The organism is Kitasatospora sp. NPDC058162 (genome assembly GCF_042884005.1).
Taxonomy (GTDB): Bacteria; Actinomycetota; Actinomycetes; order Streptomycetales; family Streptomycetaceae; genus Kitasatospora.
In genome coordinates, this window is sequence record NZ_JBHVUS010000019.1 from 92193 (window position 1) to 117175 (window position 24983).

Genomic DNA, 24983 nt, shown 5'->3' on the forward strand with positions numbered 1-24983 from the left:
TCCGACGGGGCTCGCGGCGGCGGCGTGTCGGGTGGCGGATCCCGGGGAGGGACGGGAGGGTGACTGGCGGGGGACCTCACGAGGAAGAGGAAAGAGCGAGCATGCCCGAAGTCACCACCCCGTACGTGACCGGCACCCCGTGCTGGGTCGACCTGATGGCGCAGGACCAGCAGGCCGCGCTGGACTTCTACCGCGACCTGCTCGGCTGGCAGGGGCAGCCCGGCCCGGCCGAGTTCGGCGGCTACGCCGTCTGCGAGCTCAACGGCAAGGCCGCGGCCGGCATCGGCCCGGCGATGGCCCCCGAGGGCGCGCCGGAACCGCCCACCGTGTGGACCAGCTACCTGGCCACCACCGACGCCCAGGCCACCCAGGACGCCATCGTCGCGGCGGGCGGCACGCTGCTGGTCCCGGTGATGGACGTCGGCCCGCTCGGCCGGATGCTGATCGCCGCCGACCCCCAGGGCGCGGTGTTCGGCGTCTGGCAGCCCGGCGAGTTCTCCGGCGCCCAGGTGGTCAACGAGCCCGGCGCGCTGACCTGGAACGAGCTGCACACCAGCGACGTCCCCGGCGCCACCGCCTTCTACGGCGAGGCCTTCGGCATCGAGATCGAGCCGATGGAGGGCAACGAGCAGTACTGGGAGCAGAAGGTCGGCGGCCGCTCCGTCGGCGGGGTCTCGCTGCTCGCCAACGACCCGCCCGGCACTCCCGCGCACTGGCTGACCTACTTCTCGGTCGACGACGTGGACTCCTGCGCCGACGTCGTGGTCAAGCGCGGCGGCACCGTCCTCGCCCCGCCCTTCGACATGATGGCCGGCCGGATGACCGTGGTCGCCGACCCGCAGGGCGCCCCCTTCGCGATGATCAAGGTCCGCCCGATGTAGTCACCCAAGTCGCGTTGGCCGAACGCCCCGGCCGAACGCCCCACCCGAACGCCCCGCCCGCCCGGACCCCTCCGGGCGGGCGGGGCGCGTCGCCGTCCAGGACAACGGACCAGGAGAGAACGGAGCGCCGCCGTGGCCGGACGCCACCGCCGCCCGCCGGAGCCCGAGCTCCCGGCCGACGCCGACCACCGGCTCAGGGCCATCGCCGAACAGCGGCCGCTGGTCGAGGAGGGCGTCGTGCTGCTCCCCGGCTCGGACCGCCCGTACCTGTACCGCACCGTCTACCAGCCGGACGGGACGGTGCAGCGCTCGCTGCTCAGGATCGACCCGAGCCCGCCGGCCGCCGGGTGAGTGCTCAGCCGCGCGTCCGGGCGTGCCGGGACCAGGCCCGGAGGGTGGCGGCCGGTGCGGCCAGGCTGATCAGCAGCAGCGGGGCGAGGGCGGCGAGCGCCCGGGTGTCGAGCGGGCCGGGGAAGACTGTCGTGCTGCCGTGGAACGCCAGGACGGCGGTGCCGAGCGCGGTGAGGCAGACCACCACCGGAGCGCTCGACGACCCCTGCCGCAGCCGGTGCGTCGCCCAGGCCCAGGCCAGTGCCGCGGCCGCGCCCAGGACGATGATCAGGAAGCCGGTGAATCCCATGACGAGGCCGTCGAGTTGGGCGGTCTCCTCCTCCGCCGCGCCCCACTGGTCGCGGGGCGGCAGGTGGCTGCCGAGCCACGGCCGGGCGATCAGCGCGTAGCAGGTCGCGAGGGCCCAGAGCCAGGTCCCGGTCAGCATCAGCCGGGCGGGCAGGACCCGATCGGCCAGGGGCACGGACGGTGCGGTCATGGGGTTTTCCTTCGGAGGAGCGCGTCGGTAAGGACGGATCGAGCCTCGCCGACGCGCTCCCCGCGCCGCATGAGTACGGCTACTCAGGTGCCGCCGACGGGGAACTCAGCGCGCCCGCCCCGTTCAGGCGGCGGCGCCGAACCACCGGGCCAGCGCCTCGTCCAGGGTCCGCTGGTCCTCGCCGACCCAGGCCACGTACCCGTCGGGCCGCAGCAGTACGGCGGGGACGTCCAACTCCTCGACGGGCTCGGCGACATGGTCGACCCGGTCCGCCCAGCCCGCCGCCGAGAGGCCGCCAGTGGTGTCGAGCAGCAGCGCCCGGCCGCCGTGCATCCGCTCGTACAGGCGGCCCTGCTTCAGCCGCACGTCCCGCAGCCGTCGGCCGAGCAGTTCCGGACCCTCGCCGAAGTCGTAGCGGACCCCGACCCCGAAGACCATCTCGGTCATGTAGCGGTTCACCTCCTCGAAGTCCATCAGCGTGGAGAGCAGCTCCCGCAGCGCCACCGCGCCGGGCTCCGAGCCCAGCAGCGTCATCTGGGCCCGGGTGTTGGCCAGCACCCGGGCGCCCACCGGGTGGCGCTCGGCCTGGTAGCTGTCCAGCAGGTCCGCGGGGGCCCGGCCGTGCACGGCGGCCGCGAGCTTCCAGCCGAGGTTGTAGGCGTCCTGGATGCCGAGGTTGAGGCCCTGGCCGCCGGTGGGCGGGTGGATGTGCGCCGCGTCGCCGGCCAGGAAGGCCCGGCCGACCCGGTACCGCTCGGCCTGCCGGGTGGCGTCGCCGAAGCGGGAGAGCCAGCGGGGCGAGTGGGCGCCGAAGTCGGTCCCGGCGACGGCGCGCAGCTGCTGCCAGAACTCCTCCAGGGTGGGGCCCCCGGTGCGGTCCTCGGCGACGTCCGTGGCGGGCACGATCACCCGGTAGAGCCCCTCGCCCCGGGGGACGGCGCCGAAGCGCAGTTCGGTCCGGCGGACCTCGGCGACGACGGCCTCGACGGTCGCCGGGTCCTCGGCGAGCGACAGCTCCGCGAGCAGGGTGTCGACCCGGGACGGCTCGCCGGGGAAGTCGACGCCGAGCAGGCGGCGCACCGTGCTGCGGCCGCCGTCGCAGCCGACCAGGTAGCGCGAGCGCAGCCGGGTGCCGTCCGCCAGCTCGACCGTCACCCCGTCCTGGTCCTGCTCGAGCCCGGCCACCTCCTGGCCGCGCCGGACCTCTGCGCCCAGTTCACGGGCGTACGCGCCGAGCAGCCGCTCGGTGACCGGCTGTTCGATGGACAGGCCGTACTCGTGGGCGGTGTCCATGGTCTCCGGCCACGGCTTGTGGATGTGGCCGAAGAAGCCGCCGATCCGGAACTTCCGGCCCTCCGCGAGGAACCGGTCCAGCAGGCCGCGCTGGTCCATCATCTCCACGCTGCGCACGTGCAGGCCCTGGCCGCGGGACTCCCGGGTCGGCTCGCTCAGCCGCTCCAGCACGACCGCCTGCACGCCCTGCAGCCGCAGTTCGATCGCCAGCATGAGGCCGGTCGGCCCGCCACCGACCACGATCACGTCGATCATCAGAACATCCCCCAGTGAGTGTCGTACGAGGCCGGTGGATCGGGGCAGCGGTGCACGTTCGGTGCGAACCGCGTATATCGCCAGGATCCGGCCTCGGTCGACGATTGTGCGCCCTGAGGGGGGCCTTGCGGCAAGGCCCCCCGGGCGCGGTACCTTGATAGTGGCGGGGAGGCTCTGACCTCCTCGCCTTTGCTGTCTGCGCCTGGTGTCCGTGCCTGTTGTCCGCGCCTGTTGTCGGTGTCAGTCCCTAGGGTGCCGGGATGGACATCGACGACCTCGAACGGCAGCGGCGCGGCCGGGGCGGGATCAGCACCCGGCTGGCGGACACGCTTCTGGAGCAGGGCCACCTGGAGCTGCTGGTGTGGGCGGCGCGCGAGCGCGGCCAGTGGGCCTGCGCGCAGGCCGCCGTGCGCGGACTCTGCGCGGCCGGGGAGTTCGCGCGGGCCCTGGAGGTGCTGGAGCCGTTCTCCGCCACCGGCTGGCGGCATGGGATCCGGGCGACGGCGGACGTGCTGCTCGCGTACGGACGGGCCGAGGCGGCCCTGGCGTTGGCACGCGGGGCCTGGGCGGGTCGGGAGCCGGACGGGGAGGAGACCGAGATCCTCGTCGGGCTGCTGGCGCGGGCCGGGCGGGTGGACGAGGCGATCGACCTGCTCGAACCCCACGTCGAGGACTGGCAGTTGCTGCGCCACCTGGTGCGGATCACCGAGGGGCGGGGGCGGGACGAGCGGGTGCTCGCCCTGCTCGCCGGGCCGGCCGAACGGTTCCGGTGTGCGGAGGCCGACAGCCTCCGGGAGCCGTGGAACGCGCTGATCCTCCAAGCGGAGGTGCTGGAGCGGTCCGGCCGGGCCGACGAGGCGATCCGGCTGCTGGGGGAGGACCTCGCCGAGAGGCGGTACGGCTCGCAGAACACGCTGGTGGCCCACGCGGACCTGCTGGTGCGGCACCGGCGGGTCGGGGAGCTGTACGAGCTGGCGGTCGGCGACCGCGGGAACGTCTTCTGGCCGCGCTACGTCACCGTGCTGGAGGAGCAGGGGCGGGCCGCCGAGGCCGAGGCCTTCCTCCGGCGGCCCACCGACGACCCCGACCGCCACTCCAGCCGGGCGGCGGCCCTGATGTGCCTGCTGGCCCGGCAGGGCCGCCTGGAGGAGGGGATCGCGGCGGCCCGGCACACCTTCGGGTACGACGCCGACGGCGACGGGAACCTGCTGGAGTCGGCGCTGCACCTGCTGGCCGACCACGGCCGGCCGGACCTGGCACTGGTGCTGCTGACGGAGTGCGGCGGGGCGTGGCTGCGGAAGGACCCGCTCTGGGTCCGGTCGAACCGGTGGTGGCTGATGGGGGAGGCGGGTCGCAGCCGGGAGGCCGTCGCGGAGATCGAGGCGGAGCTCGAGGCGGCCCGGCCGGACACGGAACCGGGGGAGTGGGACATCGACCTGGCGGTCCTGCTGGAGAAGGACGGGCGGGTGGAGGAGGCCCTGGAGCTGCTGCGCTCCTCCGTCGCGTACGGTGCCGTCGGGGAGCTCACCCACATGCTGGTGCGGCAGGGGCGGCCCGCCGAGGCCGTGGTCGGCCATCTGATGACGGCCGCCGAACGGGAGGCGCTGGCGCTGTGGTGGGGGCGGCGGCACTGACCGTCCGGGGCTCCGGGCGGAGCCTCCGGACCGTCGGAAAACCGGTGGTGGAGGGCGGCGTTCCGGTGCCAGGATGGCCGCATGCTGATCTCAAGGAGCAATGCCGCGTAGGCGGCCGAAGGGGCTGCGCGCGGAGCGATGGCGGCCCCGGCAGACGGTGCCCGTGCGCCGGATCCGTGGTGTCTCGGGGCTGACCCGGGCGGCGATCCGGCGGGTGGAGGACGAACGCCTCGGCCCGAACGCGGTGTTCTGGGCGCTGGCCGAGTGTCGGCGGTACCTCGCGCAGCCCGGGCGGGTGCTGCCGGAGCCCGAGGTCGGGTGCGACGAGTGCAACCCGGTACTGGCCCGGGACGAGCTGGAGGCCGTGCTGCGCTGGCTCCCCAGGGGTGCTCGGGTGGACCTCGGGCGCCTGGTCGCCCGGCTCGACGCCGAGTTCGACCGCCGGAGCGCGCTCATGTCCGGGCCGCGGATCCCCGGGCCGCCCCTGGGCGTTGAGGGGTGGTGGCGCAGACGGCCGGAGGTGCCGTAGGCGGCCCAGGAGCGTTGGCGGGCCCGGGCGGGCTCACATCCGGGATCTCAATACGTCGACCTCGCAGCCCGGCGCGGAGGGGTCGAAGCCGTGCTCGACCAGCCAGCGGACCGCCACCAGGCTCCGCAGTGACCACCACGCGTGGATCACGTCGACGTCGACGTCAGCCCCGTAGCCGGCGAGGACGTCGTCGAGGTGCCGCTCGTGGCCGAGCGTCAGGATGGCGAGGTCGAACAGGGCGTCGCCGGGGCCGCCGTCGGACCAGTCGATGATGCCGGTGACCTCGTCGCCGTCGACGAACACATGGCTGGGCTGGAGGTCGCCGTGGATGAACACCGGGGTCCACGGCCGCAGCGCGGCCTCGGCGATCCGGCGGTTGTGGGTGACCAGGTCGGCGGGCAGGACGCCGTTCGTCAGCAGCCACTCGCACTCGGCGTCGAGACGCGCCGCCAACTCGGCGGGGCCCCGGCCGGGCCAGGGCGGCAGCGGCGCGTCGTGCAGGACCCGGACGGCGGCCCCCGCCGCGGCCCACGCCGCCGGCGAGGCGGTCGAGGGCTTGCCGAGATGGCCGAGCGCCGCCCCCGGGAGCGCGGCGAGCGCGAGTACGGGCGGCTTGCGCCAGAGGACCTCCGGGGTCGGGACCGGTGCCAGGGCCATCGCCTGGACCTCGACGTCCATCCGGGCCTGATCGGCGTCCACCTTCAGGAACACGTCACCGACGCGCAGGGTCGCGCGCTCGGAGTGGGCGACAACGACCTCGACCTCATCCATGGGGAGGAGTATCCCGGGACGGCCGGTCGGTGTCGCCGGAATTATCGAGCGGGAGGGGGCTCGGTCCACGTTCTCCGGGCGCCGGATCGGCGCGGGCTACCGCTGCCGGTGGATCACCGCGGTGCCGCCGTCCAGGTCGATGCCCGTGCGGGGCGGGGCGCAGGCGTGGTCGTCGTCCCGCAGGACCAGTTGGGCCTGCCGCCGCTCGATCTGCACGCGCTTGTTGGCGTTGAAGAAGGCGTGCAGTTCCTCGGTCGCGGTGGCGCCGAGCCCGAGGCCGCCGCCCCGCGTTCGAGCGGCCAGCCGGCGGCTCAGCCGGCCCGGGCGGCCGGAGCGCACCACGAGGTGCCGGGCCGAGGCCAGTGTGAAGGGCACGATCACCAGCACTGCCATGGAGAGCAGGCTCACCGTCATCACCATGACCGGCCAACGCCCGACGGCGCCAAGGGCGTTCCCGCTGAGCTCCGATGGGCTGGAGGCGAGCCGGACCGGGGACGGCGGGCCGTGACCACGGTGGGTGGTCACGGCCCGGGCGGTGCAGCTGGTGTAGGTGGTGTAGGTGGCGTAGGTAGGGCAGGTGGTCAGGCGAAGGCGGTGCAGGTGTAGGCGCCGCCGTGGTTGGTGCAGGCGCGCATCATGACGTCGGCGTCGTCGAACTCGATGGTGTAGGTGTTGCCCTGCACGGTGCCGAGCGGGCCGTCCCAGGTGGAGCCGCCGTCGAAGGAGCGGTCGACCCAGACGGAGTCGGTGCTGTACGCGCGGTTGAGGCGGCCCCACGCGCAGCGGGCGGACGGGCTGTAGCGCAGCTCGAGCAGGGCGCCGCGGGCGAAGGCGCTGCGCAGGGTGGTCGGGTCGCTGTGGCCGGAGGGGTTGCGGCCGTCGCACCAGCCGAAGGAGGCCGGGGAGGACGTGCCGGTGGTGGCGCCGGAGGCGGTGCCGACCGGGCCCAGGGCGGTGAGGGTGCCGGCCGCGAGGGTGGCGGCGAACGCGGCGAGGAGCTTCTTGCCGATCATGATTCCCCTTCATGACTCGACGTGCCGTCCCGGGTGGGCGCGGGTCCGCGCCCGTTCCCCCGGGACGGGCACGAAGCTATGACCGTGCACGGTCAATCGTCAAGAAGCTTGCGCGGAACGGCCGTTGGGGGATTCCCCCGGCTGCGTTCAGCCCGCCAGGGCCCGGCGCAGCACGGCGCCGAGTTCGGCGTGCTGCCGCTGGGAGACGTCGGCGGACACGATCGCGTGCGAGCCGTGGAACGTGCCCGGCCACTGGTGCACTTCGACCGAGACGCCCGCCTGGAGCAGGCGCAGCGCGTAGTCGAGGTCCTCGTCGCGGTTGGGGCAGTACTCGGCGGTGGCGATGTAGGCCGGCGGCAGGCCGGTAAGGTCGGTGGCGCGGGCCGGGGCCGCGTACGGGGTGGCGGGCCGGCCGCCGAGGTAGTGCCGCCAGGCCTCGATGGCCTTGGAGCGGTCGAACCAGGGCGTGTCGGTGAAGTTCCGCGCCGACCAGGTCTCGTGCCGGTCGTCCAGGCCGGGCTGGTGGAGCAGCTGGAAGCGGATCGCGGGCCCCTGCTCGTCGCGCGCCCGCAGGGCGAGTCCGGCCGCGATCCCGGCGCCGGCGCTGTGGCCGCCGACCGCGATCCGGTCCGGGGCGACGCCGAGTTCCGCCGCGTGGTCGACCGTCCAGCGCAGGACGGCGTCGGCGTCGTCCAGGGCGGCCGGGTGCGGGTGTTCGGGCGCCAGTCGGTAGCCCACCGAGACCACCAGCGCGCCGGATTCGACCGCGAGTCGGGCCGCCCACGGGTGCTCGGTCTCCACGGTGCCCATGACGAATCCGCCGCCGTGCAGCCAGACGACCGCCCCCCGAGCCCCGGCGGGCCGGTAGATCCGTACCGGAACAGGGGGATCGGCGGGCACCGTACGGTCCTCGACCACCATGTCCCCGAGGTCGGGGACCGGTACGGAGGCGGCGAGTTCGGCGAGCTGCTTGCGGGAGACGGCCGGGGAGGAGAGGTCGGACTTCGGGAACAGCGGGACGAAGGCTTCGAGTTCGGGATCCATGCCGACCATCCTGGCGGGCCGCCCGGCGGCCGGTCACCCGCCGTCCGTCGCGCCTCCCGCGCCGATCGCGCGCCGATCGGTGCGGGTGCCACCGGGCCGACCCCCCTATCCTGCTGGGATGGAAGCACTGGCCGTACGGCTGTCGGGGTTCGATCCGTACGTCGACGGCGCGCTCCGGATCGTCACGTTCTACGACACGCTGATGCGCCGTCGGGTGGACCTGCCGGCCCTGGCGCGGGCCTCGGCGGGGCTCGCCGAGTGCGTGACCGGGATCCGGCTGCACGGCACCGGGCGGGTGACCAGGGTCTCGCCGCACGGCACCGAGCCGACCGCCGCGCCCGCACCGGCCTCCAGCGAGGCGCCGGTGACCCTCGACGACGAGGAGATCGGCACGGTGTGGCTGGAACGCCCGGGGCCGGCGGGCCCGTTGGACGAGGTGGTGCTCGACCGGCTGGCCATCGCCGTCGCGGCGGCCGTCGAGCGCTACGGACCGGCCCGGACCACCATGGCCGACCCCGCCCTGGTGGAGCTGGCGATCAGCCCGGACGGCGACGAGGCGGCGCGGGCCCGGGCGTTGCGGCTGCTGGGCTTCGCCCCCGGGCCGCTGGTGGCGGTCGCCGTACGGTCGTCGCTGCCGCTCGACCGGGCCGCCGCCCTGTGCTTCCCGGGCGCCGCGGTGAAGGCGGCGCCGCTGGCGGAGGTGGGCGTCGTGCTGGCCGCCGCCCGGGAAGCGCTGCCGGACACGGCTGGGCTCCCGGCCGGGTTCCGGGCCGGCGTCGGTGCTGCCGGGAGCCCCGAGCGCTCCTGGCGCGAGGCCCGGACCGCCCTGCGGTTCACGACCGAGCGTGAACCCGTGGTCCGCCACGCCGGGTTGGGTGCGCTGGCGCTGCTGGCCGAGGTGCCGGCGGCGGCCCTGCGGGACAACGGCGACGTGGTGGCCGTCGGCCGGATCGCGGCGGGCCAGGAGGAGCTGGCGACACTGGACGCGTACTGCGCCACCGGCTCGCTGCGCCGGGCCGCCGAACTGCTCCACCTGCACCACAGCAGCGTGGCGCGGCGGCTCGACCAGATCGCGAAGGTGCTGGGCTTCGACCTCGCCGACCCCCGGGGGGTGACCCGGGCGCGGCTGGCGCTCGCCTCCTGGCGGCTGTCGCGGGACTGAGGCGGGCGGTCGGTTGTGTGTGGCCGTCGGTCAGAGGCCGAGGGTGTCGGCGGTCTCCTCGGTGGTCCAGGCGAAGAAGTCGGCGGCCGGGTCGAGCGAGCCGACCAGGTGGCCGTGCAGTTCGAAGCCGATCAGGCCGACGAGCTGGATCCAGGCGGAGACGGCGCGGGCCAGGGTGGGCGGGGGCAGGTCGGGGGCCACGGCGGCGGCGAGGCCGGCGAGCTGCCCGGGCAGGGTGCCCCGGGGGGTGGGGCCGGGCGGGGTGGGGCGCAGGGGGGCGGCGCGGACCACGCCGAGCAGGGCGAGCGGGAGGCGGGCGGCTGCTTCGACGGTGCTCTCCGGCGCGGTGTAGCCGGGGACGGGGGTGCCGTAGATCAGGGCGAACTCGTGCGGGTTGGCCCGGGCCCAGTCGCGGGTCGCCTGCCAGCCGGCCCGCCACCGCTCGCGCGCGGACGCGTCGGGCTCGGCCGCGACGGCCCGCTCGGCGGCCTCGCCGAGCTCGGTGTAGGCGTCGATGATCAGCGCGGTGAGCAGCTCGTCGCGGCTGGCGAAGTAGCGGTACAGGGCCGAGGAGACCATGCCCAGTTCGCGGGCGACGGCGCGCAGGGACAGCTGCTGGGCGCCGACCGAGGCGAGCTGTCGGCGGGCCTCCTGCTTGATCTCCCGGGTGAGTTCCTCGCGGGCCCGTTCGCGTGCGGTGCGGATCGCTGGCATGGGGGCAGTCTGCCACAGATCGGATCGGTGCCCTCATTCGAGAGCACTGCTCTTGCTTTGAGGGGAGGCCGGTGCCATGCTGGAGTCGTCGCCGAGAGCGGTGCTCTCGAATCGAAGCGGTAGTCATGGAATCGAGGCAGTCCGATGTCCCAGCCCGCCCAGCCCGCCCAGCCCGCCCAGTCGCCCGACCCCGCCACCCGTCTGGTGGCGCCCACCACCCGCCTCGGGATCGCCGCCGGCAAGCTGCTCAACTCCGCGGTCGCCGCCCTCACCAAGGCCGGCATCAGCCTCTGGGGCTCCCGGGTCCTCGCCGTCCGCGGCCGCAAGAGCGGCGAATGGCGCACCACCCCCGTCAACCTGCTCACCCACGACGGCGCGCAGTACCTGGTCGCCCCGCGCGGCCACACCCAGTGGGTCCGCAACCTCCGGGCCGCCGGCACCGGCGAACTGCGGGTCGGCCGCCGCACCGAGACCTTCCGCGCCACCGAACTGCCCGACGCCGACAAGCCCGAGGTGCTCCGCGCCTACCTGCGCCGCTGGAAGTGGGAGGTCGGCTACTTCTTCGAGGACATCGACGCCGACTCGCCGACCCCCGAACTCCTCCGGATCGCCCCGGGCTTCCCGGTCTTCCGGGTCACCCTCGGCTGACCCGGGAGTGCGGCGGGGCGCCGCGGCCGACGGCGGGAAATTCTCGGAATCGGGGACCTCGGATCCGCCCGGAACGGTGCCGTGCGCGCCCTCGCGCGGGCTGCGACGGCACTCCGGCGACGTTCGCGACAAGCTGGGTCGGACTCCCGCCCGCAGGCGCTCAGGCGGCTGGTTGCGGCTTCGGCAAATATGCTCTGACCTGGCGTTTTCCCAGAACTCTCCTAGGCTGTGGGAGTTCTGACGGACACTTTCGGAGGGGGCGTCGTGAGCGCGGAGAGCAATCCGTACGAGGGGATGCGGATCAAGGTCTACGAATGGCCGGAGGCCGTTCGGAGACGGCCGGGGATGTACGTCGGATCGACGGGCGAACGGGGCCTGCGGGAGCTGGTGTTCGCGGTCTCCGAGCGGGCGGTGATGGAGATCCTGGCGGGCCGCGCGGGTCGCCTCGAGGTCATCCTCCGGTCGGACGGCGGGGTGCGGGTCGTCGACGACGGACCGGGCATTCGAGTGGAGGGTGAGGGGGATGCCGACAGCCCCGGCCTCGAAGCCGTGTTGACCCGGCCCGGGACCGGTGGCCGCCTCGACTCGACGCGCAGCTACTTCGGTGTCGGGCCCGACACCGCGAACGCCCTGTCGAGCCGGCTCGTCGCCGAGGTGCGACGCGACGGGGTCCGCTGGGTCCAGGAGTACGTGCGCGGTGTCGCGCTCGCTCCGCCCGCCCGGGCAGGGTCGACGGCCGGGAGCGGAACCACCGTCACCTTCTGGCCCGACGCGGAGATCTTCGGGGCGACGGAGTTCTCGTACGACGGCCTCGCGGAGCGCTTCCGCGAACTCGCCTTCCTCAACCGGGGCGTGGACATCTCGCTGACCGACGAGCGGCACCCGGGCGAGCCTCGCGCGGAGCGGTTCCGGTTCCCGGGCGGGGCGCGGGACTTCGTCACCTTCCTGGACGGCCGGACCTTCCTGGACGGCCGGGGCGAGGATCCGGTCCATCCGGAGGTCGTGGGCGTCACGCGGGAAGAGCCCGGGATGGCCGGGATGATGGATGTGGCCTGGCGGTGGCACCGCTCACCGGAGCCGCGGGTCCGGGCCTTCGCCAACTGCCGCCCCACTCCTGGTGGTGGTACCCATCAGCTGGGCTTCCTGGACGGCGTGGCGGCAGCGGTCAACACCTACGCGCGCGAGCGGCGGCTGCTGACGGCGAACGATCCCGACCTCGATGCGGACCTGGTCGCCAGGGGCCTGACGGCGGTCGTGTCGGTGAGCCTGGAGCGGGCCGAGTTCGAGGGATCCACCTGCGACCGGTTGGGCAACACCGCCGTGCGCGCCTGCGTCGCACGGGCCGTCGAGGAGCGGCTCGGCCGCTGGTTGGCGGAGTATCCGGCGGGGGCCGCGGCCGTCGTGGACCGGATCCTCCAGCCGGCGCGCGGGGACTGACGGGGAACTGCGGCGGGGGCGTCAGGTGGTTGGGGCTCCGCTGGTCGGGACGAGGTAGCGGAGCTTGGGTCCCTTCGTGGCGATGAGGTGGCCGCCGTTGGTTTCGATCACGTGGCGGGAGGCGGTGTTGGTGGCGTCGCAGGTCAGCAGGGCGCCGGTGATGCCGAGTTCGGCCGCTACCGGGAGGGCGGCGGCGAGCATCGCGGTCGCGTGGCCGTGGCGGCGGGCGGTGGGGCGGACGTCGTAGCCGATGTGGCCGCCGATGCGTTCCAGGCTCGGGGTGAGGCGGTGGCGGATGGCCAGTCGGCCCAGCAGTTCGTCGCCCTCGGCCCACCACAGGGTGGTCATCGGGACTCCCGCGTCCGCGCGCATCCCCGCCTCGGTCCGCTCGGCGAGGACGCGCGCGACGTACGGGGCGAAGGCCTCGGGGTCGGTCAGTGCGGGCGGGTCCACGTCGTTGACGAACCACGGGACGGGCTGCCCCGGTTCGGCGTGGAACTCGGCCACGGCGGCCAGGAAGGACGTCCGCAGCCGTACGGTCGGGGTGATCAGTTCGGGCATCGCGCCATGATGCCCGACCGCTCAGGCCGCCGTCACGGCCCGAGCCGCAGCTCCGTTCGTACGGGCAAGTGCTTGTCCAGTGGAGTGAGTTCGAAGGGGTGATCGACGGCGTGGAGGGCCGCTGTTAGCCTGATCGGCATGATCATGAGGAAGTCCGGGCGAGGGGTGGACGGCGGTTCGGCTTCCGGGGCGCAACGGGCTCTGATCGCGGCCAGTTTCGTCAGCCGGGTGGGCAACGGGCTCTTCAACACCGCGGCCGTCCTCTACTTCACGCTCGTGGTGCACCTGCCCGCCGCCCAGGTCGGGGTGGGGCTGACGGTCGCCGGGCTCTGCGGGCTGGCGGCCGGGATACCGGCGGGCAACCTGGCCGACCGCCATGGGCCGCGTACGGTATGGCTGGTGGGGCTCGGGCTGCAGGCCGTCACCATGGCGTCCTTCGTGCTCATCGACGGCTGGCTCGCTTTCACGCTCGTCGCCACGCTGGACCGGCTGGCCGCCACGGCGAGCGGCGCCGCGGGCGGTGCGCTGATCGCTCGCGCGGGCGGTGACCGGCCGGCCGCGTTCCGGGCCAGGCTGCGCACCTTCGTCAACCTCGGTGTGGTCGCGGGCACCCTGGGGGCGGCCGTCGCCATCCAGGTCGACACCCGCGCCGCCTACACCGCGCTGATCCTCGCCAACGCCGCCAGCTTCGCCGGCGCCGGACTGATCGCCTTCCTCGGCGTCCCGGACTACCCGCCGCTGCCCCAGCCCGCGGAGCACCGCCGGTGGTCCGTCCTGGCGGACCGGCCGTACGTGTCCTTCGTCGCGCTCTACAGCGCCATGGGCCTGCAGTACCAGACCGTCTCCCTGCTGCTGCCGATCTGGCTCAGCGCCCACACCGACGCGCCGCGCTGGACCGTGGCGGCGGTCTACGCCGTCAACAGCGGGGTCTGCGCGCTGCTCCAGAGCAGGCTCGGTGCCACGGTGGAGACCCCGCGGCAGGGCGGGCGGGCCTTCCGGCTCGCCGGGCTGCTGTTCCTGGTGAGCTGCCCGCTGATGGCGCTGACGGCCGACGTCCCCGCCTGGGTCGCCCCGGTGCTGGCCGTCCTCGCGGTGTGCGTCCACAGCGTCGGAGAGGTGTGGGAGTCCTCGGGCGGCTACGCGCTGGCCTTCGGCCTCGCACCCGACCACGCCCAGGGTCAGTACCAGGGCCTGTTCGGGATCGGCTTCAACGCGGGCCAGGCCCTCGCCCCGGTGGTCCTGACCGGGGCCGTCCTCGCGCTCGGGCACCCGGGCTGGCTGCTGCTGGGCGTGTTCTTCGCCGCCCTGGGTGCGGCCGGACCGCCGGTGGCCGCCTGGGCCGAGCGCACCCGGCCCGGGGCGCCGGAGGCGGGTCAGCGGCAGGACGGCCCCGAGCTGCTGGAGGCCGACCGTTAGCGGCGGGGATGCAGGGATCGGGAGGACGGACGTGACGGGCGCGCACCGCTGGCCGCTGGACGAGACGCCGTGGCCGGAGGAGGCCGGGCTGGCGTACGGCGCACGGGTGGAGCTGACCTCGCCCGAGCCGCCGACGCCCGAACTGGGCTGGCTCGGTGCGGAGTTGCTCGGCAGCCGGGGCGTGGTGGTCGGCTGCGAGGTCGAGCGCGACGGGCATGACGGGTGTGACGGCCGGGTCGGGCCGGTCTACCGGGTGGTGACCGAGGACGGCAGCCCCTGGCGGCTGCGGCCGGAGTTCCTCACCGCGCTGGGCGGCGACCCGGCGGACCTGCCGCCCCGCTACCGCAGCGACCTGCCGGAGGGCACCCGGGTGCGGATCCCGGTCGACCCGGCCACGGTCGACCCGGCCCCGGAGGGCGGGCCGACCGGGGCCGTCCCGCCCGCCGGGTCGGTCACGGCGGTCGGGGTGGTCACCGGGCTGTGGTGGCAGAGCCTGCTGGAGCCGCCGACGGGGTACACCGTCGAGGCGGGCGGGTCCACCCACTGCGTGACCCCGGAGCAGGTCGAGCCGCTCTGAGCTCGGGCGGCTTCAGCCCTTGCCGCCCGCCTTCAGCACCTGGGCGGCCGCGACGCCGGCCGCGCTGTTGCCGTGGCCGCCGCCCTCGACCTCGGCGGCGACGGCGAGGTCGTTGCGGTAGGCGATGAACCAGCTGTTGGTGGCCTGGCTCGAACCGGCCTCGACGGTACCGGTCTTGGCGCCGATCTGGCCGCTGAGCCCGGACATCGGGGTACGGGCGGTGCCCTGGGTGGCCGTCCTGGCCATCATCGAGCGCAGCCCCTGGGCGACGTCGCCGGGCAGCTTCCCGGGGGCCGTCACGCGCTTGGCGTCCTCGCGGAGCACGGGCTGACGGAACGTTCCGCTCTGCACGGTGGCCGCGACCGAGGCCATCGCCAGCGAGTTCACCTGGATCTGGCCCTGGCCGATGTACTCGGCCGCCGCCTCGTCCTTGTTCCCCGGCACGGGGATGGTGGCGTCGCGGCTCGGGATGCCGATCCGCCACTGCAGGCCCAGGCCGAACTGGTCACGGGCGACCGAGGTCAGGGTGTTGAGCTGGAGCTTCTCCAGGCCCTTGTCGATGAAGCCGGTGTTGCAGGAGTGGATGAAGTCGTCGCTGAGGGTGTAGTCGAGGTGGTTGCCGCCCTCGTCGTTGTGCCAGCTCCTGGGGGAGTTGGTGGTCTCCTTGCAGGGCGCGGCGGCGTCCGGGGTGACGCCGGCCTCCAGCAGCGCGGCCGCGGTGATCACCTTCATGGTCGAACCGGGCGGCTGCCCGCCGCCGACCGCGCGGTTGAAGCCGTCCTGCGGGGCGTAGGCCATCGCCAGGATGTTGCCGGTGCTCGGCTGGATCGCCACCAGGGAGGCGGGCTTGCCACCGGCCGACTGCTGCTTCACCGCCTCCTCGGCGACCTGCTGGAGGTCGGCGTCCAGGGTGAGCTTCACCTGCGGCGCGGTCGGCGGGGTGAGGACGAACAGCTGCTCCGCCTCCTGCCCGCCGCCGGAGAGCACCACGGCCTGCCCGGTGACCACCTTCGCGCCGTCCGGCGGGGCGATCTGGGGCAGGACGGACCTCAGCGACGGGAACGCCTCCAGCGACCGGCCCTTGCGGTCGGCCGGCTTCGACACCGGGTCGGGCAGCGCCTTCACGGCGATGGTCCGGCCGGCGCCGAGCTTGGGGTGGACCACGGTCGGCGCCCAGCGCACCAGCACGCGCCCGTCGGAGGCCCGGACGACGCCCAGCGTGCTCTCGTACTCCCAGGTCTCGGTGGTGCCGTCGAACTCGGCCCGTACCCGGTAGCCGACGGCGGGCTCGGCGGGGGTGCCGGCGGGCGCGGGGCCCGTCCCGCTCAGGGTGAGCGAGCGGGCGGACACGCCGTCGTGGAAGGAGGTGAGCGCCATCCGGGCGGCCTCGGGGCGGTCGGTGAGTCCGGCCGCGACCGTGAGGTCGCCGCGGCCCCAGGCCGCCAGGAAGTCCTTGGCGACGGCGTCGGCCTGCTCGGCGCTCGGCGGCGTCTGCGGACCCTTGGACGCCGTCGGGTCGGCGCCGCCCCCGCCCGCGGTGGACCCGCCGGTCACGGCGGTCATCACGTTGTAGGCGCCGTAGCCGCCGACCACCAGCAGCGTGGTGAACACCCCGCCGATCGCCACCAGCCAGATCCGGCGCGAGCGCCGACGGCTGCGGTCCTCCTGGTGGCCGTCGGCGGAGACGAGGTGGTCGTCGTAGCCGTGGTCCTCGTACGGTTCGTACTCTTCGCGTGCGTGGTCGTGGTGCATGGCTCTGTGTCCCCCCTGGTTACTTCCTCTGCTTGCGGGCCCGTCCCGGTACCGGCCGGTCCGGTCGTGCGGCCGCCGGCCCGGTCGTTCGGGCGCGGACCAGCCTAAGCGTCGTCGATCGGGCGTTCGACGGCGGGGTCTTTGCCAACGCTTGACCCGAGGATCGGGCTGGCGGCCGACCGGTCAGCGGCCGGTCGTCACGACCATCCGGAACCGGGCCCGCCCGCTGCTCATCTTCGCGACGGCGGCGGCGGTCTCCGCCAGCGGCAGCTCCTCGATCCAGGCCCGGACGCCGGTCCGCTCGGCGAAGCGCAGGGTGTCCTGGGTGTCGAGGGCGGAGCCGGAGGAGTGGGCGTAGACCCTGCGGTCCGCGGCGATCAGCTGGAACGGGCTGATCGCGAGCGGGTCGGGGGACACCCCGACGATGACGAGTTCGCCGCGGCGGCCCAGGCCGTCGACGGTGGGGGACATGGCACCGGAGTCGGTGACGGTGGCCAGTACGACCTTGACGCCGCCCAGTGCCTGGAGCGCCTCGGCGACGTTCCCGGCAGTGCTGTCGACGTAGTGGTCGGCGCCGAGCTGGTGCGCCAGCGGGCCCTTCTCCGCGCCGCGGGCGATCGCCACCGTGCGCAGGCCCATGGCGTGGGCGAACTGGACGCCCAGATGGCCGAGGCCGCCGAGGCCCAGGATCGCCACGGTGTGGCCCGGGCGGGCGGCGGAGCGGCGCAGGGCGTTGAAGACGGTCACCCCGGCGCAGGCCAGCGGTGCGGCCTCGGCGGCGGTCAGGCCGTCGGGCACGGCCGCGAGCGCGTCGGCGGGCACGATGACGGAATCGGCGTAGCCGCCCGGGTAGGCGGCGCCGGGGACCTTCAGATGGGGGCAGAGGATGGCGTCGCCGTCCCGGCAGGCCTCGCAGCGCCCGCAGCTCCCGCCGAACCAGCCCACCGCGACCCGGTCACCGACCCGCCAGTCCTCGACGCCCTCGCCGAGGGCGTCGATCCGGCCCGCGATCTCGTGACCGGGGGTGACCGGGAAGGTGGTGCCGGGCAGCAGGCCGCCGGCGATCAGCAGGTCCGAGTGGCAGACGCCGCACGCCTCGACGGTGATGCGGACGGTACCCGGGCCGGGCGTGCGGAGGGGGACCTCGACCAGTTCGGGCGTCCCGCCCGGGGCGGCGACGTGGACGGCGCGCACGGCGCCGTCAAGGGTCGGGGAGGCGGGGGTGGTGGCAGCCATGGCGATCCTTCTCACGGAGGTCGGCGCGGGGCGGGCCCGCACACGCTGACCACACCAGCTTGCTGCGGTCTCCCGAGGTCGGCCACGCGTTGACGGCCCGCCGCTCCCGCCCCGCCGCTCCCGCGCCGGGCCGCCCGCGCCCGATCCCCCGCCGACGGTCGCGGCGCGGCGGGGGAGGACCCCGCCGCGCAGGTCTGAGGAGGAAACGGCGACGGCCCGTACGAGCACGCGCTCGTACGGGCCGTCAGAGGTCGGACCGGGCCGGTCTCAGGCCTTCTTCACCACGCTGGACTTGAGCTGCATCGCGCCGAAGCCCTCGATCCGGCAGTCGATGTCGTGGCCGTCCACGCCGTCGACCAGCCGGATGTTGCGGACCTTGGTGCCCGCCTTGATGCCCGAGGCGCTGCCCTTGACCTTGAGGGCCTTGACGACGGTCACGGTGTCGCCGTCGCTCAGCACGTTGCCGACCGAGTCGCGGACCACCCGCTCGCCCGCGCCGGCCTCGGCCTCGGAGTCGGCGGGCGCCCACTCGTGGCCGCACTCCGGGCAGACCAGCAGGGCGTTCATCTCATAGGTGTACTCGCTGGAGCACGAGGGGCACGGGGGCAGGGTGTCGCTCATGGGTGCGGGCTGTCCTGTTCTGTCCGGTCGGCACGGGGTCGGCGGCACGCCAGCCTGTATGAACTTGAAGAATTTTTCAAATCGACATCCCGGCACCCCGCGCCCTCCGGCCGCTCCCGCGCCCCCAACCGGCGCGCGCCCGCTCCGTCCGCGCCGTGGACGCGGAGGCTCCGGCCTGATATCCAAACCCTGGCAACCGGGCCGGGCGGGCGGCCCGGGCCGGACGGACCATCAGGAGAGCAGGGGCGATGCGCAGGATTCTGATCGTCGGCGCCGGGCAGGCCGGCCTCCAACTGGCCCTCGGGCTGCAGTCCCACGGCTACGACGTCACGCTGCTGACCGACCGGGACGCCCAGGAGGTGCGGGACGGGCGGGTGCTGTCCAGTCAGTGCATGTTCGACTCCGCGCTGCACACCGAGCGCGCCCTCGGCCTGGACCTGTGGGCCGAGCAGGCGCCGCGGATCGAGGGCATCGGCCTGTCGATCAGCGGCCCGGACGCGACCCGGGTGATCGACTGGACCGGACGGCTCGACGCCTACGCCCAGTCCGTCGACCAACGGCTGAAGATGTCCACCTGGCTGGACCTCTACGCCGCCCGGGGCGGCCGGGTCGAGGTGCGGCAGGTGAGCCCGGCCGACGTCGAACACCTCGCCGGCTCCTACGACCTGGTGCTGATCGCCTCCGGCAAGGGCAGACTGGCCGCGCTGTTCGAGCGCGACGAGGAGCGCTCCCCGTACCAGCGGCCGCAGCGCGCACTCGCCGTGAGCTACGTGTACGGGCTCGCGCCGCGCCCCGACCAGGAGTTCCCGGCGGTGCGCTGCAACCTGGTGCCCGGCATCGGCGAGTTCTTCAGCATGCCGGCCCTGACGGCCGCCGGGCCCTGCGACATCCTGCTCTGGGAGGCCCAGCCGGGCGGTCCGGCGGACGCCTTCGACGGGCTCCGCGACCCGGGCGAACACCTGCGGGTGATGCTGGAGTTGATGAAGGCCTTCACTCCTTGGGAGTACGAGCGGACCCGCTCCGGCGTCGAACTCACCGACGCCGGCGCCACCCTGGCCGGCCGTTTCGCCCCGGTGGTCCGCCGGCCGGTCGGCGAACTGCCGGGCGGCGGCGCGGTGCTGGGCGTTGCCGACGTGGTCGTCACCAACGACCCGATCACCGGGCAGGGCGCCAACGCCGCCGCCAAGTGCGCTGCCGGCTACCTGGACGCGATCCTCGCGCACGGCGACAAGCCCTTCGACCGGGACTTCCAGCAGGCCGCCTTCGACCGCTTCTGGGCCGACACCGCCCGGGCCGTCACCGACTGGTCGAACGCGATGCTCCGCCCGGCGCCCGCGCACGCCGTGGAGCTGTTCGGCGCGGCCGGCCGGTTCCAGGCGGTGGCGGACCGGTTCGCCAACTCCTTCGACGACCCGGCGGACGTCGAGCAGTGGCTGCTCGACCCGGAGAAGGCCGCCGCCTACCTGACGTCGCTGGCACCCCGGGGCTGAGCACCCGGAGCGGACCCCGGAGCTGAACGCGGGTGCCGGGGCCGGGCAGCGGGGCCAATGCCAGGGGCCCGGTGTCGAAGCTGTCACGGCAGGGTCAAGCTCTCACCAAGTACCGCGCGGGAAAGCCCTGATGATGGTGGGTTCGTGTCGGCCCCGGTCCGCCGGGGGACAACGAGGCACAGAACGCGAACAACAGGAGACACGTGGTGGCGGTCGACGGCAGCAACATGGCTCACGCTGTGATCGAAACGGCGGTGAAGGAGCGCACCCGACTGCACACCGGCCGCAGCCGGACGACGGCCGTGGTGGTGCTGGTCCTGCTGGCCGGCCTCGGGCTCTTCCTGGCGCTGGTCGTCGGCAAGTCCGACCCGACCAGCGCCCCGGACTGCGACGGCAAGACGATGACCCGGAACAACGTGTGCCAGATCATCTCCAATCGCGGCGGCGGGGGCACGTTCAGCTACGACGAGATGATCGACCGCCGTGAGTCCAGCAAGGGTGTGTGGCAGGTGGTCGGCTTCGTCGCCACCGGTCTGTCCGTGGTCCTGATCGGGGTGTCGATCACCAAGCTCAACCCCAACCGCCCCTGGGGCAAGCAGGTCGACGCCGCGTGCCCGCGCTGCCACCAGCTCACCCTGCGGGAGAAGCTGACGGTGCACACCATCTCGCGGGGGCGCACCAACTACCGGTACAGCGGCATCGTCACGCTCTGCACGCCGGTCTGCGGGTTCACCGCCGTCCGCCAGCGCTGACCGGGGGGCGCACGGTCGGGGCCCGGGTGCTTCGGCACCCGGGCCCTTCGCAGGAGGTGGTCCGCTCCCTCGAGGCCGGGCGTCGGCCGGGCGGCCGTAGCCGTAGTCGTGGGAGTCGACCCGCGCGGCCGGAGTTCCCTCAGTCGCCCATGAGTTGGTGGAGCTCGTGGTAGAGGAAGTCTCCCGTGTCCGTCAGGAAGCCCTCGCCACTGCCCAGGCCGACCGCCCAGCACCCCCAGCCCACACCGCCCGCGACGTACCGGCCGAAGCGCAACTCATCGGCCAACGCGGCGAGTTGTTCGGTGTCGAGGGCCAGCTCCCGGGAGTCCTTGGCCGCGCGGAAGACGGCTCCGGCGAAGCCGGTGATCATCAGCGCCGCCATCAGCGAGGAGCCGTCCCGGGCGCTGCCCGTGATCAGGTAACGGGCGGACCCTTCGGTCCGGGCGGTCTCCTGGATCACTCCGGCCTTGAGGCAGTAGGCCTTCACGGCTCCGCGCAGCAGGGCGAGGAGGTTCCGGACGTCTTCGAAGCCGTCGCGGTGCAGCAGGCCCTCGACGTACCTGCGCATCCTCGTCGGCACGCCGTACTTCGTGAAGGCTCCAAAGGCCCAGATGTGGTCCTGACCCGCCAGGGCGACGGGCGCGAAGGCGCCGGCCTCGGCGCCGGCCGGAAGGACGTCACCACTGGCCGCCAGGTGGTCCAGTCCGTGGTGGACCCAGTAGCGGGCGGTCGGGTCGGACATGTGCCGGTGGTCGACCGGCCCCGAGCCGGGGGAGCGGAGGTAGTCCAGGAAGCCCCGGGAGAGCCGGCGCCGACCGGCGGCCGGGGCCGCGTGGTAAGGGTGGTCGGGGCTCGCGAGCCACTCCGCCATGGACTGGTGGAAGAAGCTGTGGCGGCCATGCCGTTCGGGCAGCAGCGGTGACAGCTCGCGCAGGACGGCGGAGAGCCGGTACGAGGCCTCCAGCCCGCTGACCGCCTCGATGACGCCGAGCGGCAGCGGCTCGGCGGCGGCGACCACGGCCTCCAGCACCGGACGGGCGGCCGCATAGGACTGCGCATCACGGAAGTGGCGGTCCAGGAAGAGCTCGTAGGCGCCCGCGAGGCCCGGTGGCAGTTCGCCGTCGGAGAGTGAAGTGCGGCCCAGTTCGACGGACTTGAGGAGCATGGTGGCGTACAGCGGGTTGCCCCGGGCCGCCCGGCGGATCCGGAGCGCGGCCTCGTCCGCCGTCAGCTGCTGCTCGCGCAGGCGTGCCGGCCAGGTCGGGCCGCCCAGGTGGCGGTCGATGATGGCCAGGACATCGGCCAGGTTCCGCGACTGCTCGGGCTCGATCGGCAGGACGCGGGCCGTGCCGAGGGAGGTGAGCACCCGCTGCGCCGGGCGTGAGGCCAGGACGAACCGGATCCAGCGGGGGAAGCGCTGGATCCGGGGCGCCAGCAGGCCCAGGACCGATTCGCGCAGGGCGTGCCCGGCCAGGGACTCGTCGAGTCCGTCGATCAGGATCACCCGGGGGCGGCTGTCCTCCGGAGGCTCCGGAAGCCGCCGCAGCGGCGCGATGACGCCCTGGTCCAGCGCGTGCCCCGGATCCCGGGCGATCGCCGAACGGTCGAGCTGGGCCCAGCCATCGTCGGCGGCGATCCGGGCGTACTCGGGCAGGGCGGCGGCCAGTTCGGCGGCGAGGTGCCCGACGAACGCCGCCTGCTCCAGCGTGGTGCCGTCCTCGGTCGTGCAGAAGTAGCGGGCCAGGGGCGGGTGATCGCCCGACCGGACCGCCAATTCGGCCAGGAACGCGGACTTGCCGATGCCCGGTGGGCCCGTGATGAGCAGCACGCGCTCGTCGCCGCCAGTCAGCCAGGTGTCGATTTCCTCGAACAGCCAGCGGCGGCCGGTGAAGCCCTCCCGCTTCTGCTCCTCGTATCCGGAGAAGTCGATCCGGCGCGGCCGCCCGTCGGGTGCTGGGTCAGCGCCGTGGAGGTTGACCGTGTGCGCCTGCACGACCATGCCGTGCGCGGTCCCGTCGAACTCGTTCCGTACCTCCTCGGCCATGGCGTCGGCTCAACGGGAGTGGGAGGCGAGGCTGAGCAGCAGGTGGGCGGACTCCGGGTGGTGGAAGTCGGAGTGCGCCCCCGAGGGGTGGAGCCGACGGGCGGCGAGGCTGCCCCGGTAGCGGTGGCCGGCGTCGATGTTGACGATCGGGTGGTCGAGGTCGCTGTGCGGGTAGGGCGAGTCGGTCGGGCGCAGCCGAGTGGTGAACTGCGGGACCGGGGCGGCGCCGGTGCCGGAGTGGCCGATGCCCGGGTGGCCCTCGGCGCGCAGGTGCCAGAAGCCGGTGGCGCGGTCCCAGCGGGAGTGGGTGAGCACCAGCGGGCCGCGCAGCGGGGCGCCGGACCGGCCGGGGCCGAGGAAGAGCCGGGGGAAGAGCCGGGTGAAGGCGTCCCGGGGCGCGGCCATCTGGAAGACCAGGGCGCTGTCCACGGTGAACGGGCGGCTCGGGTCGCCCGGCCGGGAGGACCAGCTGAGCACCGGGGGCCCGGCCGGGCGGTCGGCCGCGTACTGGACGGCCTCGCAGAGGAAGCGGCCGCCGAAGGAGTGCCCGAGCAGGTGGAGGTACTGGCCGTGCCGGTTGGCCAGCACGCGCGGGGCGTCCGGGCGGCCCCGGCCGGTGTCGAGGTAGCCGAGCAGGTGGCCGAGGATGCGCCCGGCCTGGCCCTGGGCGCTCATCGCGTGCGCCCGTTCGCGGATCCGCCGGTAGCCGGGCAGGGTCGGCAGGCTGGAGGAGGGCCAGCGCACCACCACGCACCAGGGACGGAACCCGGTGGCGAGCCCCGGGTAGCCGGCGGGGGCGGCGCGGTGCAGGGCGGCCGCCCGCTCGACCAGGGCGGCGGCCGAGCGGTCGGCGGCGGCCGGGCTGGTCTGCCAGCCGTGCACGTAGACGTACAGGTCGGTGGCCCACTCGGGGATCCGCAGGTGGCGGGCCAGGTGGTCGGCGACCCGGGTCTCGGGGACGGGCGTCGTCGTCCCGGGGACGAGCAGCCGGCCGTGCTCGTCCAGGTCGACCGTCGCGGGCCGTACGGTGGCCGTCGGGACCGGGTGCAGGGGTGCGGTCACGGGTGGAGCTCCAGGATGCTGTCGATGCCGCAGTGCAGGGAGTAGGCGAGCGCCAGCGGATTGCGGTACTCGCGGGCGAACCACCGCACCAGCTGCTGGGTGATCTCGCCGGCTGTGAACTCGCCGGTCAGGTAGTGGTCGAGGAAGGCGAAGGCGTACTCGGCGGCGAACTCCTGCGGGATCTGGAGCTGCGGCCCGAGCACGCCGTCCGCGCCCAGGTCGACCAACGCCCGCCCCAGGTGGTCCAGTTCGGCCGCCGCCGACTGCCCGGTGTGGCAGGCGTTCAGCAGCACGAACGGTCGGAAGACGGCGTCCGGCCGGTCGAGGTGGCGGCGGCGGTGGCGGCGCACCAGCTCGGCGTCGATGTGCCGGTCGTCGGAGAGCCGGACGGCGAGCTGCTCGTACGGGGAGTCGTTGGCGACGAACTGGCCGTGGCACCAGAAGTACATGACGTCCTCGTCCAGCACGGCCGCGGACAGCGCCTCCAGCAGCCGGTCCGACTCGGTGCGCACGGTCAGCTGGGAGCGGTCCTCCAGCAGCTTGCGAACCTCGGGTGCCCGGCCGATGCCGGTGAGCTGGTCGTCGGTGTTGAGGCTGGTCACGGGCTTGGCGCGGGGCGAGGAGGGCGGCTGGATCGGCGGGTAGGCGGCGCCGGTCTGCTCGACCTGGTGGCGGTGACCGAGGAAGTCGGCCCACGGGTCCGGCTGGTGGCCCTCGACGGCGAGCATCGGCCACGGGAGGTGGAGGTCGGAGTCGAAGCTGATCCGCAGGGACCCGTGCTCGGTGAGGGTGCGGTTCAGGTAGTCGCGGAAGAGAGACAGGCTGCGGTCGGCCCCCTCGAACATCGTCTCCAGGAAGTACCGCCCCTCCTCGGCGAGTTCGGCGACCTTGCGTTCGGCGACCTCGGCGAGCGGGGTGAAGTCGACTGCGGTCGCGAAGGGGTAGGGGTGGTACGGGTCGGGGTCGTAGCCGATCAGCCGGTCACGCCAGACGGTGCGCAGCCGGGCGGCCTTGGCGAGGAGTTCGGGCGCGGAGACGGCGAGGCGGGCCCGGTGGCTGCGGTTCCCGGGGGTGCGCTCGCCCGGTCGGAAGGCGCTGACGTGGAGCTCGTCGCCGTGGCGGCGGAGCGAGACGATCAGGTCCAGCGGGGCCGGGCCCTTCGGCGGGAGGCCGTCGGCGGGGCCGAGCTGCCGGGGCAGCTTGGTGTAGTCCGCAGAGGGGTTCTGGCGGACGGCGAGTTGGAGGTCCCGGGGCACGTCGAT

Annotated in this window: 25 protein-coding genes; 11 read left to right on the top strand and 14 right to left on the bottom strand. The window is 74.2% G+C overall.

Going from position 1 to position 24983, the window contains the following annotated elements:
- Window positions 1-101 precede the first annotated feature (101 nt).
- Together ACFVXG_RS28650 and ACFVXG_RS28655 are read left to right on the top strand one after the other, a co-directional pair.
- Complete coding sequence (locus ACFVXG_RS28650; protein ID WP_387931332.1) at window positions 102-881, top strand: VOC family protein; 780 nt, start codon at window positions 102-104, stop codon at window positions 879-881.
- 132 nt (window positions 882-1013) lie between these two features.
- Window positions 1014-1232 carry a hypothetical protein gene (locus ACFVXG_RS28655; protein WP_387931333.1) on the top strand — a complete coding sequence of 73 codons (219 nt, stop codon included), beginning with the start codon at window positions 1014-1016 and terminating at the stop codon, window positions 1230-1232.
- Window positions 1233-1236: 4 nt separating this feature from the next.
- On the opposite strand, the gene ACFVXG_RS28660 is transcribed toward ACFVXG_RS28655, so the two are convergent.
- Complete coding sequence (locus ACFVXG_RS28660; protein WP_387931334.1) at window positions 1237-1710, bottom strand: hypothetical protein; 474 nt, start codon at window positions 1708-1710, stop codon at window positions 1237-1239.
- Window positions 1711-1833: 123 nt separating this feature from the next.
- Complete coding sequence (gene rox / locus ACFVXG_RS28665; RefSeq protein WP_387931335.1) at window positions 1834-3258, bottom strand: rifampin monooxygenase; 1425 nt, start codon at window positions 3256-3258, stop codon at window positions 1834-1836.
- A gap of 260 nt (window positions 3259-3518) precedes the next feature.
- On the opposite strand from rox, the gene ACFVXG_RS28670 reads away from it, so the two are divergent.
- Window positions 3519-4892, top strand: a complete 1374-nt coding sequence (locus ACFVXG_RS28670; protein ID WP_387931336.1) for a hypothetical protein — start codon at window positions 3519-3521, stop codon at window positions 4890-4892.
- A 100-nt stretch (window positions 4893-4992) separates the two neighbouring features.
- Entirely contained in the window at window positions 4993-5421 is a 429-nt protein-coding gene (locus tag ACFVXG_RS28675; RefSeq protein WP_387931337.1) for a hypothetical protein, read from the top strand.
- A 33-nt stretch (window positions 5422-5454) separates the two neighbouring features.
- Here the strand turns inward: ACFVXG_RS28675 and ACFVXG_RS28680 are convergent, their stop codons facing one another.
- The 4 genes from ACFVXG_RS28680 to ACFVXG_RS28695 form a co-directional block, all read right to left on the bottom strand.
- Window positions 5455-6192 carry a phosphotransferase gene (locus ACFVXG_RS28680; RefSeq protein WP_387931338.1) on the bottom strand — a complete coding sequence of 246 codons (738 nt, stop codon included), beginning with the start codon at window positions 6190-6192 and terminating at the stop codon, window positions 5455-5457.
- Between the two features lie 96 nt (window positions 6193-6288).
- Window positions 6289-6600 (bottom strand): DUF6191 domain-containing protein, encoded by a 312-nt coding sequence (locus tag ACFVXG_RS28685; protein WP_387931339.1) that lies wholly within the window; start codon window positions 6598-6600, stop codon window positions 6289-6291.
- 173 nt (window positions 6601-6773) lie between these two features.
- Entirely contained in the window at window positions 6774-7205 is a 432-nt protein-coding gene (locus ACFVXG_RS28690; RefSeq protein WP_387931340.1) for a DUF2690 domain-containing protein, read from the bottom strand.
- A 147-nt stretch (window positions 7206-7352) separates the two neighbouring features.
- Entirely contained in the window at window positions 7353-8249 is an 897-nt protein-coding gene (locus tag ACFVXG_RS28695) for an alpha/beta hydrolase (protein ID WP_387931341.1), read from the bottom strand.
- A gap of 118 nt (window positions 8250-8367) precedes the next feature.
- Between ACFVXG_RS28695 and ACFVXG_RS28700 the strand changes: the two genes are divergently transcribed.
- Complete coding sequence (locus tag ACFVXG_RS28700; RefSeq protein WP_387931342.1) at window positions 8368-9411, top strand: helix-turn-helix domain-containing protein; 1044 nt, start codon at window positions 8368-8370, stop codon at window positions 9409-9411.
- A 30-nt stretch (window positions 9412-9441) separates the two neighbouring features.
- On the opposite strand, the gene ACFVXG_RS28705 is transcribed toward ACFVXG_RS28700, so the two are convergent.
- Complete coding sequence (locus ACFVXG_RS28705) at window positions 9442-10125, bottom strand: TetR/AcrR family transcriptional regulator (protein ID WP_387931343.1); 684 nt, start codon at window positions 10123-10125, stop codon at window positions 9442-9444.
- Window positions 10126-10269: 144 nt separating this feature from the next.
- Between ACFVXG_RS28705 and ACFVXG_RS28710 the strand changes: the two genes are divergently transcribed.
- A complete protein-coding gene (locus ACFVXG_RS28710; protein ID WP_387931344.1) occupies window positions 10270-10773 on the top strand; it encodes a nitroreductase family deazaflavin-dependent oxidoreductase in 504 nt (167 codons plus the stop codon).
- A gap of 264 nt (window positions 10774-11037) precedes the next feature.
- Entirely contained in the window at window positions 11038-12210 is a 1173-nt protein-coding gene (locus ACFVXG_RS28715) for a DNA gyrase subunit B (RefSeq protein ID WP_387931345.1), read from the top strand.
- Between the two features lie 21 nt (window positions 12211-12231).
- Here ACFVXG_RS28715 and ACFVXG_RS28720 read toward each other — a convergent pair whose 3' ends face one another.
- Window positions 12232-12771 (bottom strand): GNAT family N-acetyltransferase, encoded by a 540-nt coding sequence (locus ACFVXG_RS28720; RefSeq protein WP_387931346.1) that lies wholly within the window; start codon window positions 12769-12771, stop codon window positions 12232-12234.
- 138 nt (window positions 12772-12909) lie between these two features.
- Here ACFVXG_RS28720 and ACFVXG_RS28725 point away from each other — a divergent pair, with 138 nt between their 5' ends.
- Both ACFVXG_RS28725 and ACFVXG_RS28730 read left to right on the top strand, forming a co-directional pair.
- Entirely contained in the window at window positions 12910-14187 is a 1278-nt protein-coding gene (locus ACFVXG_RS28725) for an MFS transporter (protein ID WP_387931347.1), read from the top strand.
- A 31-nt stretch (window positions 14188-14218) separates the two neighbouring features.
- On the top strand, window positions 14219-14764 hold the full coding sequence (locus ACFVXG_RS28730; RefSeq protein WP_387931348.1) for a hypothetical protein: 546 nt from the start codon (window positions 14219-14221) through the stop codon (window positions 14762-14764).
- Between the two features lie 12 nt (window positions 14765-14776).
- On the opposite strand, the gene ACFVXG_RS28735 is transcribed toward ACFVXG_RS28730, so the two are convergent.
- From ACFVXG_RS28735 to ACFVXG_RS28745, 3 genes are all read right to left on the bottom strand, one after another.
- On the bottom strand, window positions 14777-16516 hold the full coding sequence (locus ACFVXG_RS28735; protein WP_387931349.1) for a penicillin-binding transpeptidase domain-containing protein: 1740 nt from the start codon (window positions 16514-16516) through the stop codon (window positions 14777-14779).
- A gap of 183 nt (window positions 16517-16699) precedes the next feature.
- Window positions 16700-17752, bottom strand: a complete 1053-nt coding sequence (locus ACFVXG_RS28740; protein ID WP_387931350.1) for an alcohol dehydrogenase catalytic domain-containing protein — start codon at window positions 17750-17752, stop codon at window positions 16700-16702.
- Window positions 17753-18019: 267 nt separating this feature from the next.
- Window positions 18020-18373, bottom strand: coding sequence for a zinc ribbon domain-containing protein YjdM (locus tag ACFVXG_RS28745; RefSeq protein WP_387931351.1), 354 nt, complete (start codon window positions 18371-18373; stop codon window positions 18020-18022).
- Window positions 18374-18621: 248 nt separating this feature from the next.
- Here ACFVXG_RS28745 and ACFVXG_RS28750 point away from each other — a divergent pair, with 248 nt between their 5' ends.
- Together ACFVXG_RS28750 and ACFVXG_RS28755 are read left to right on the top strand one after the other, a co-directional pair.
- Window positions 18622-19863 (top strand): styrene monooxygenase/indole monooxygenase family protein, encoded by a 1242-nt coding sequence (locus tag ACFVXG_RS28750; protein WP_387931352.1) that lies wholly within the window; start codon window positions 18622-18624, stop codon window positions 19861-19863.
- 227 nt (window positions 19864-20090) lie between these two features.
- Window positions 20091-20615 (top strand): hypothetical protein, encoded by a 525-nt coding sequence (locus ACFVXG_RS28755; protein WP_387931353.1) that lies wholly within the window; start codon window positions 20091-20093, stop codon window positions 20613-20615.
- Between the two features lie 139 nt (window positions 20616-20754).
- Here the strand turns inward: ACFVXG_RS28755 and ACFVXG_RS28760 are convergent, their stop codons facing one another.
- From ACFVXG_RS28760 to ACFVXG_RS28770, 3 genes are read right to left on the bottom strand one after another with little or no spacing between them, the layout of a single operon-like run.
- Window positions 20755-22659 (bottom strand): AAA family ATPase, encoded by a 1905-nt coding sequence (locus ACFVXG_RS28760; protein WP_387931354.1) that lies wholly within the window; start codon window positions 22657-22659, stop codon window positions 20755-20757.
- Between the two features lie 9 nt (window positions 22660-22668).
- Entirely contained in the window at window positions 22669-23721 is a 1053-nt protein-coding gene (locus ACFVXG_RS28765; RefSeq protein ID WP_387931355.1) for a hypothetical protein, read from the bottom strand.
- Window positions 23718-24977, bottom strand: coding sequence for a CHAT domain-containing protein (locus ACFVXG_RS28770; RefSeq protein WP_387931356.1), 1260 nt, complete (start codon window positions 24975-24977; stop codon window positions 23718-23720). Before ACFVXG_RS28770 ends, ACFVXG_RS28765 begins: the two co-directional genes overlap by 4 nt.
- Window positions 24978-24983: the final 6 nt, after the last annotated feature.

Bases quoted from the DNA above. Each gene is read 5' to 3' on its own strand.
- ACFVXG_RS28675 (WP_387931337.1), top strand. From the start codon at position 4,993: ATGCCGCGTAGGCGGCCGAAGGGGCTGCGCGCGGAGCGATGGCGGCCC.
- ACFVXG_RS28650 (WP_387931332.1), top strand. From the start codon at position 102: ATGCCCGAAGTCACCACCCCGTACGTGACCGGCACCCCGTGCTGGGTC.
- ACFVXG_RS28660 (WP_387931334.1), bottom strand. From the start codon at position 1,710: ATGACCGCACCGTCCGTGCCCCTGGCCGATCGGGTCCTGCCCGCCCGG.
- ACFVXG_RS28725 (WP_387931347.1), top strand. From the start codon at position 12,910: ATGATCATGAGGAAGTCCGGGCGAGGGGTGGACGGCGGTTCGGCTTCC.
- ACFVXG_RS28745 (WP_387931351.1), bottom strand. From the start codon at position 18,373: ATGAGCGACACCCTGCCCCCGTGCCCCTCGTGCTCCAGCGAGTACACC.
- rox (WP_387931335.1), bottom strand. From the start codon at position 3,258: ATGATCGACGTGATCGTGGTCGGTGGCGGGCCGACCGGCCTCATGCTG.
- ACFVXG_RS28670 (WP_387931336.1), top strand. From the start codon at position 3,519: ATGGACATCGACGACCTCGAACGGCAGCGGCGCGGCCGGGGCGGGATC.
- ACFVXG_RS28760 (WP_387931354.1), bottom strand. From the start codon at position 22,659: ATGGCCGAGGAGGTACGGAACGAGTTCGACGGGACCGCGCACGGCATG.
- ACFVXG_RS28690 (WP_387931340.1), bottom strand. From the start codon at position 7,205: ATGATCGGCAAGAAGCTCCTCGCCGCGTTCGCCGCCACCCTCGCGGCC.
- ACFVXG_RS28710 (WP_387931344.1), top strand. From the start codon at position 10,270: ATGTCCCAGCCCGCCCAGCCCGCCCAGCCCGCCCAGTCGCCCGACCCC.
- ACFVXG_RS28680 (WP_387931338.1), bottom strand. From the start codon at position 6,192: ATGGATGAGGTCGAGGTCGTTGTCGCCCACTCCGAGCGCGCGACCCTG.
- ACFVXG_RS28735 (WP_387931349.1), bottom strand. From the start codon at position 16,516: ATGCACCACGACCACGCACGCGAAGAGTACGAACCGTACGAGGACCAC.
- ACFVXG_RS28740 (WP_387931350.1), bottom strand. From the start codon at position 17,752: ATGGCTGCCACCACCCCCGCCTCCCCGACCCTTGACGGCGCCGTGCGC.
- ACFVXG_RS28700 (WP_387931342.1), top strand. From the start codon at position 8,368: ATGGAAGCACTGGCCGTACGGCTGTCGGGGTTCGATCCGTACGTCGAC.
- ACFVXG_RS28750 (WP_387931352.1), top strand. From the start codon at position 18,622: ATGCGCAGGATTCTGATCGTCGGCGCCGGGCAGGCCGGCCTCCAACTG.
- ACFVXG_RS28705 (WP_387931343.1), bottom strand. From the start codon at position 10,125: ATGCCAGCGATCCGCACCGCACGCGAACGGGCCCGCGAGGAACTCACC.
- ACFVXG_RS28695 (WP_387931341.1), bottom strand. From the start codon at position 8,249: ATGGATCCCGAACTCGAAGCCTTCGTCCCGCTGTTCCCGAAGTCCGAC.
- ACFVXG_RS28720 (WP_387931346.1), bottom strand. From the start codon at position 12,771: ATGCCCGAACTGATCACCCCGACCGTACGGCTGCGGACGTCCTTCCTG.
- ACFVXG_RS28755 (WP_387931353.1), top strand. From the start codon at position 20,091: ATGGCTCACGCTGTGATCGAAACGGCGGTGAAGGAGCGCACCCGACTG.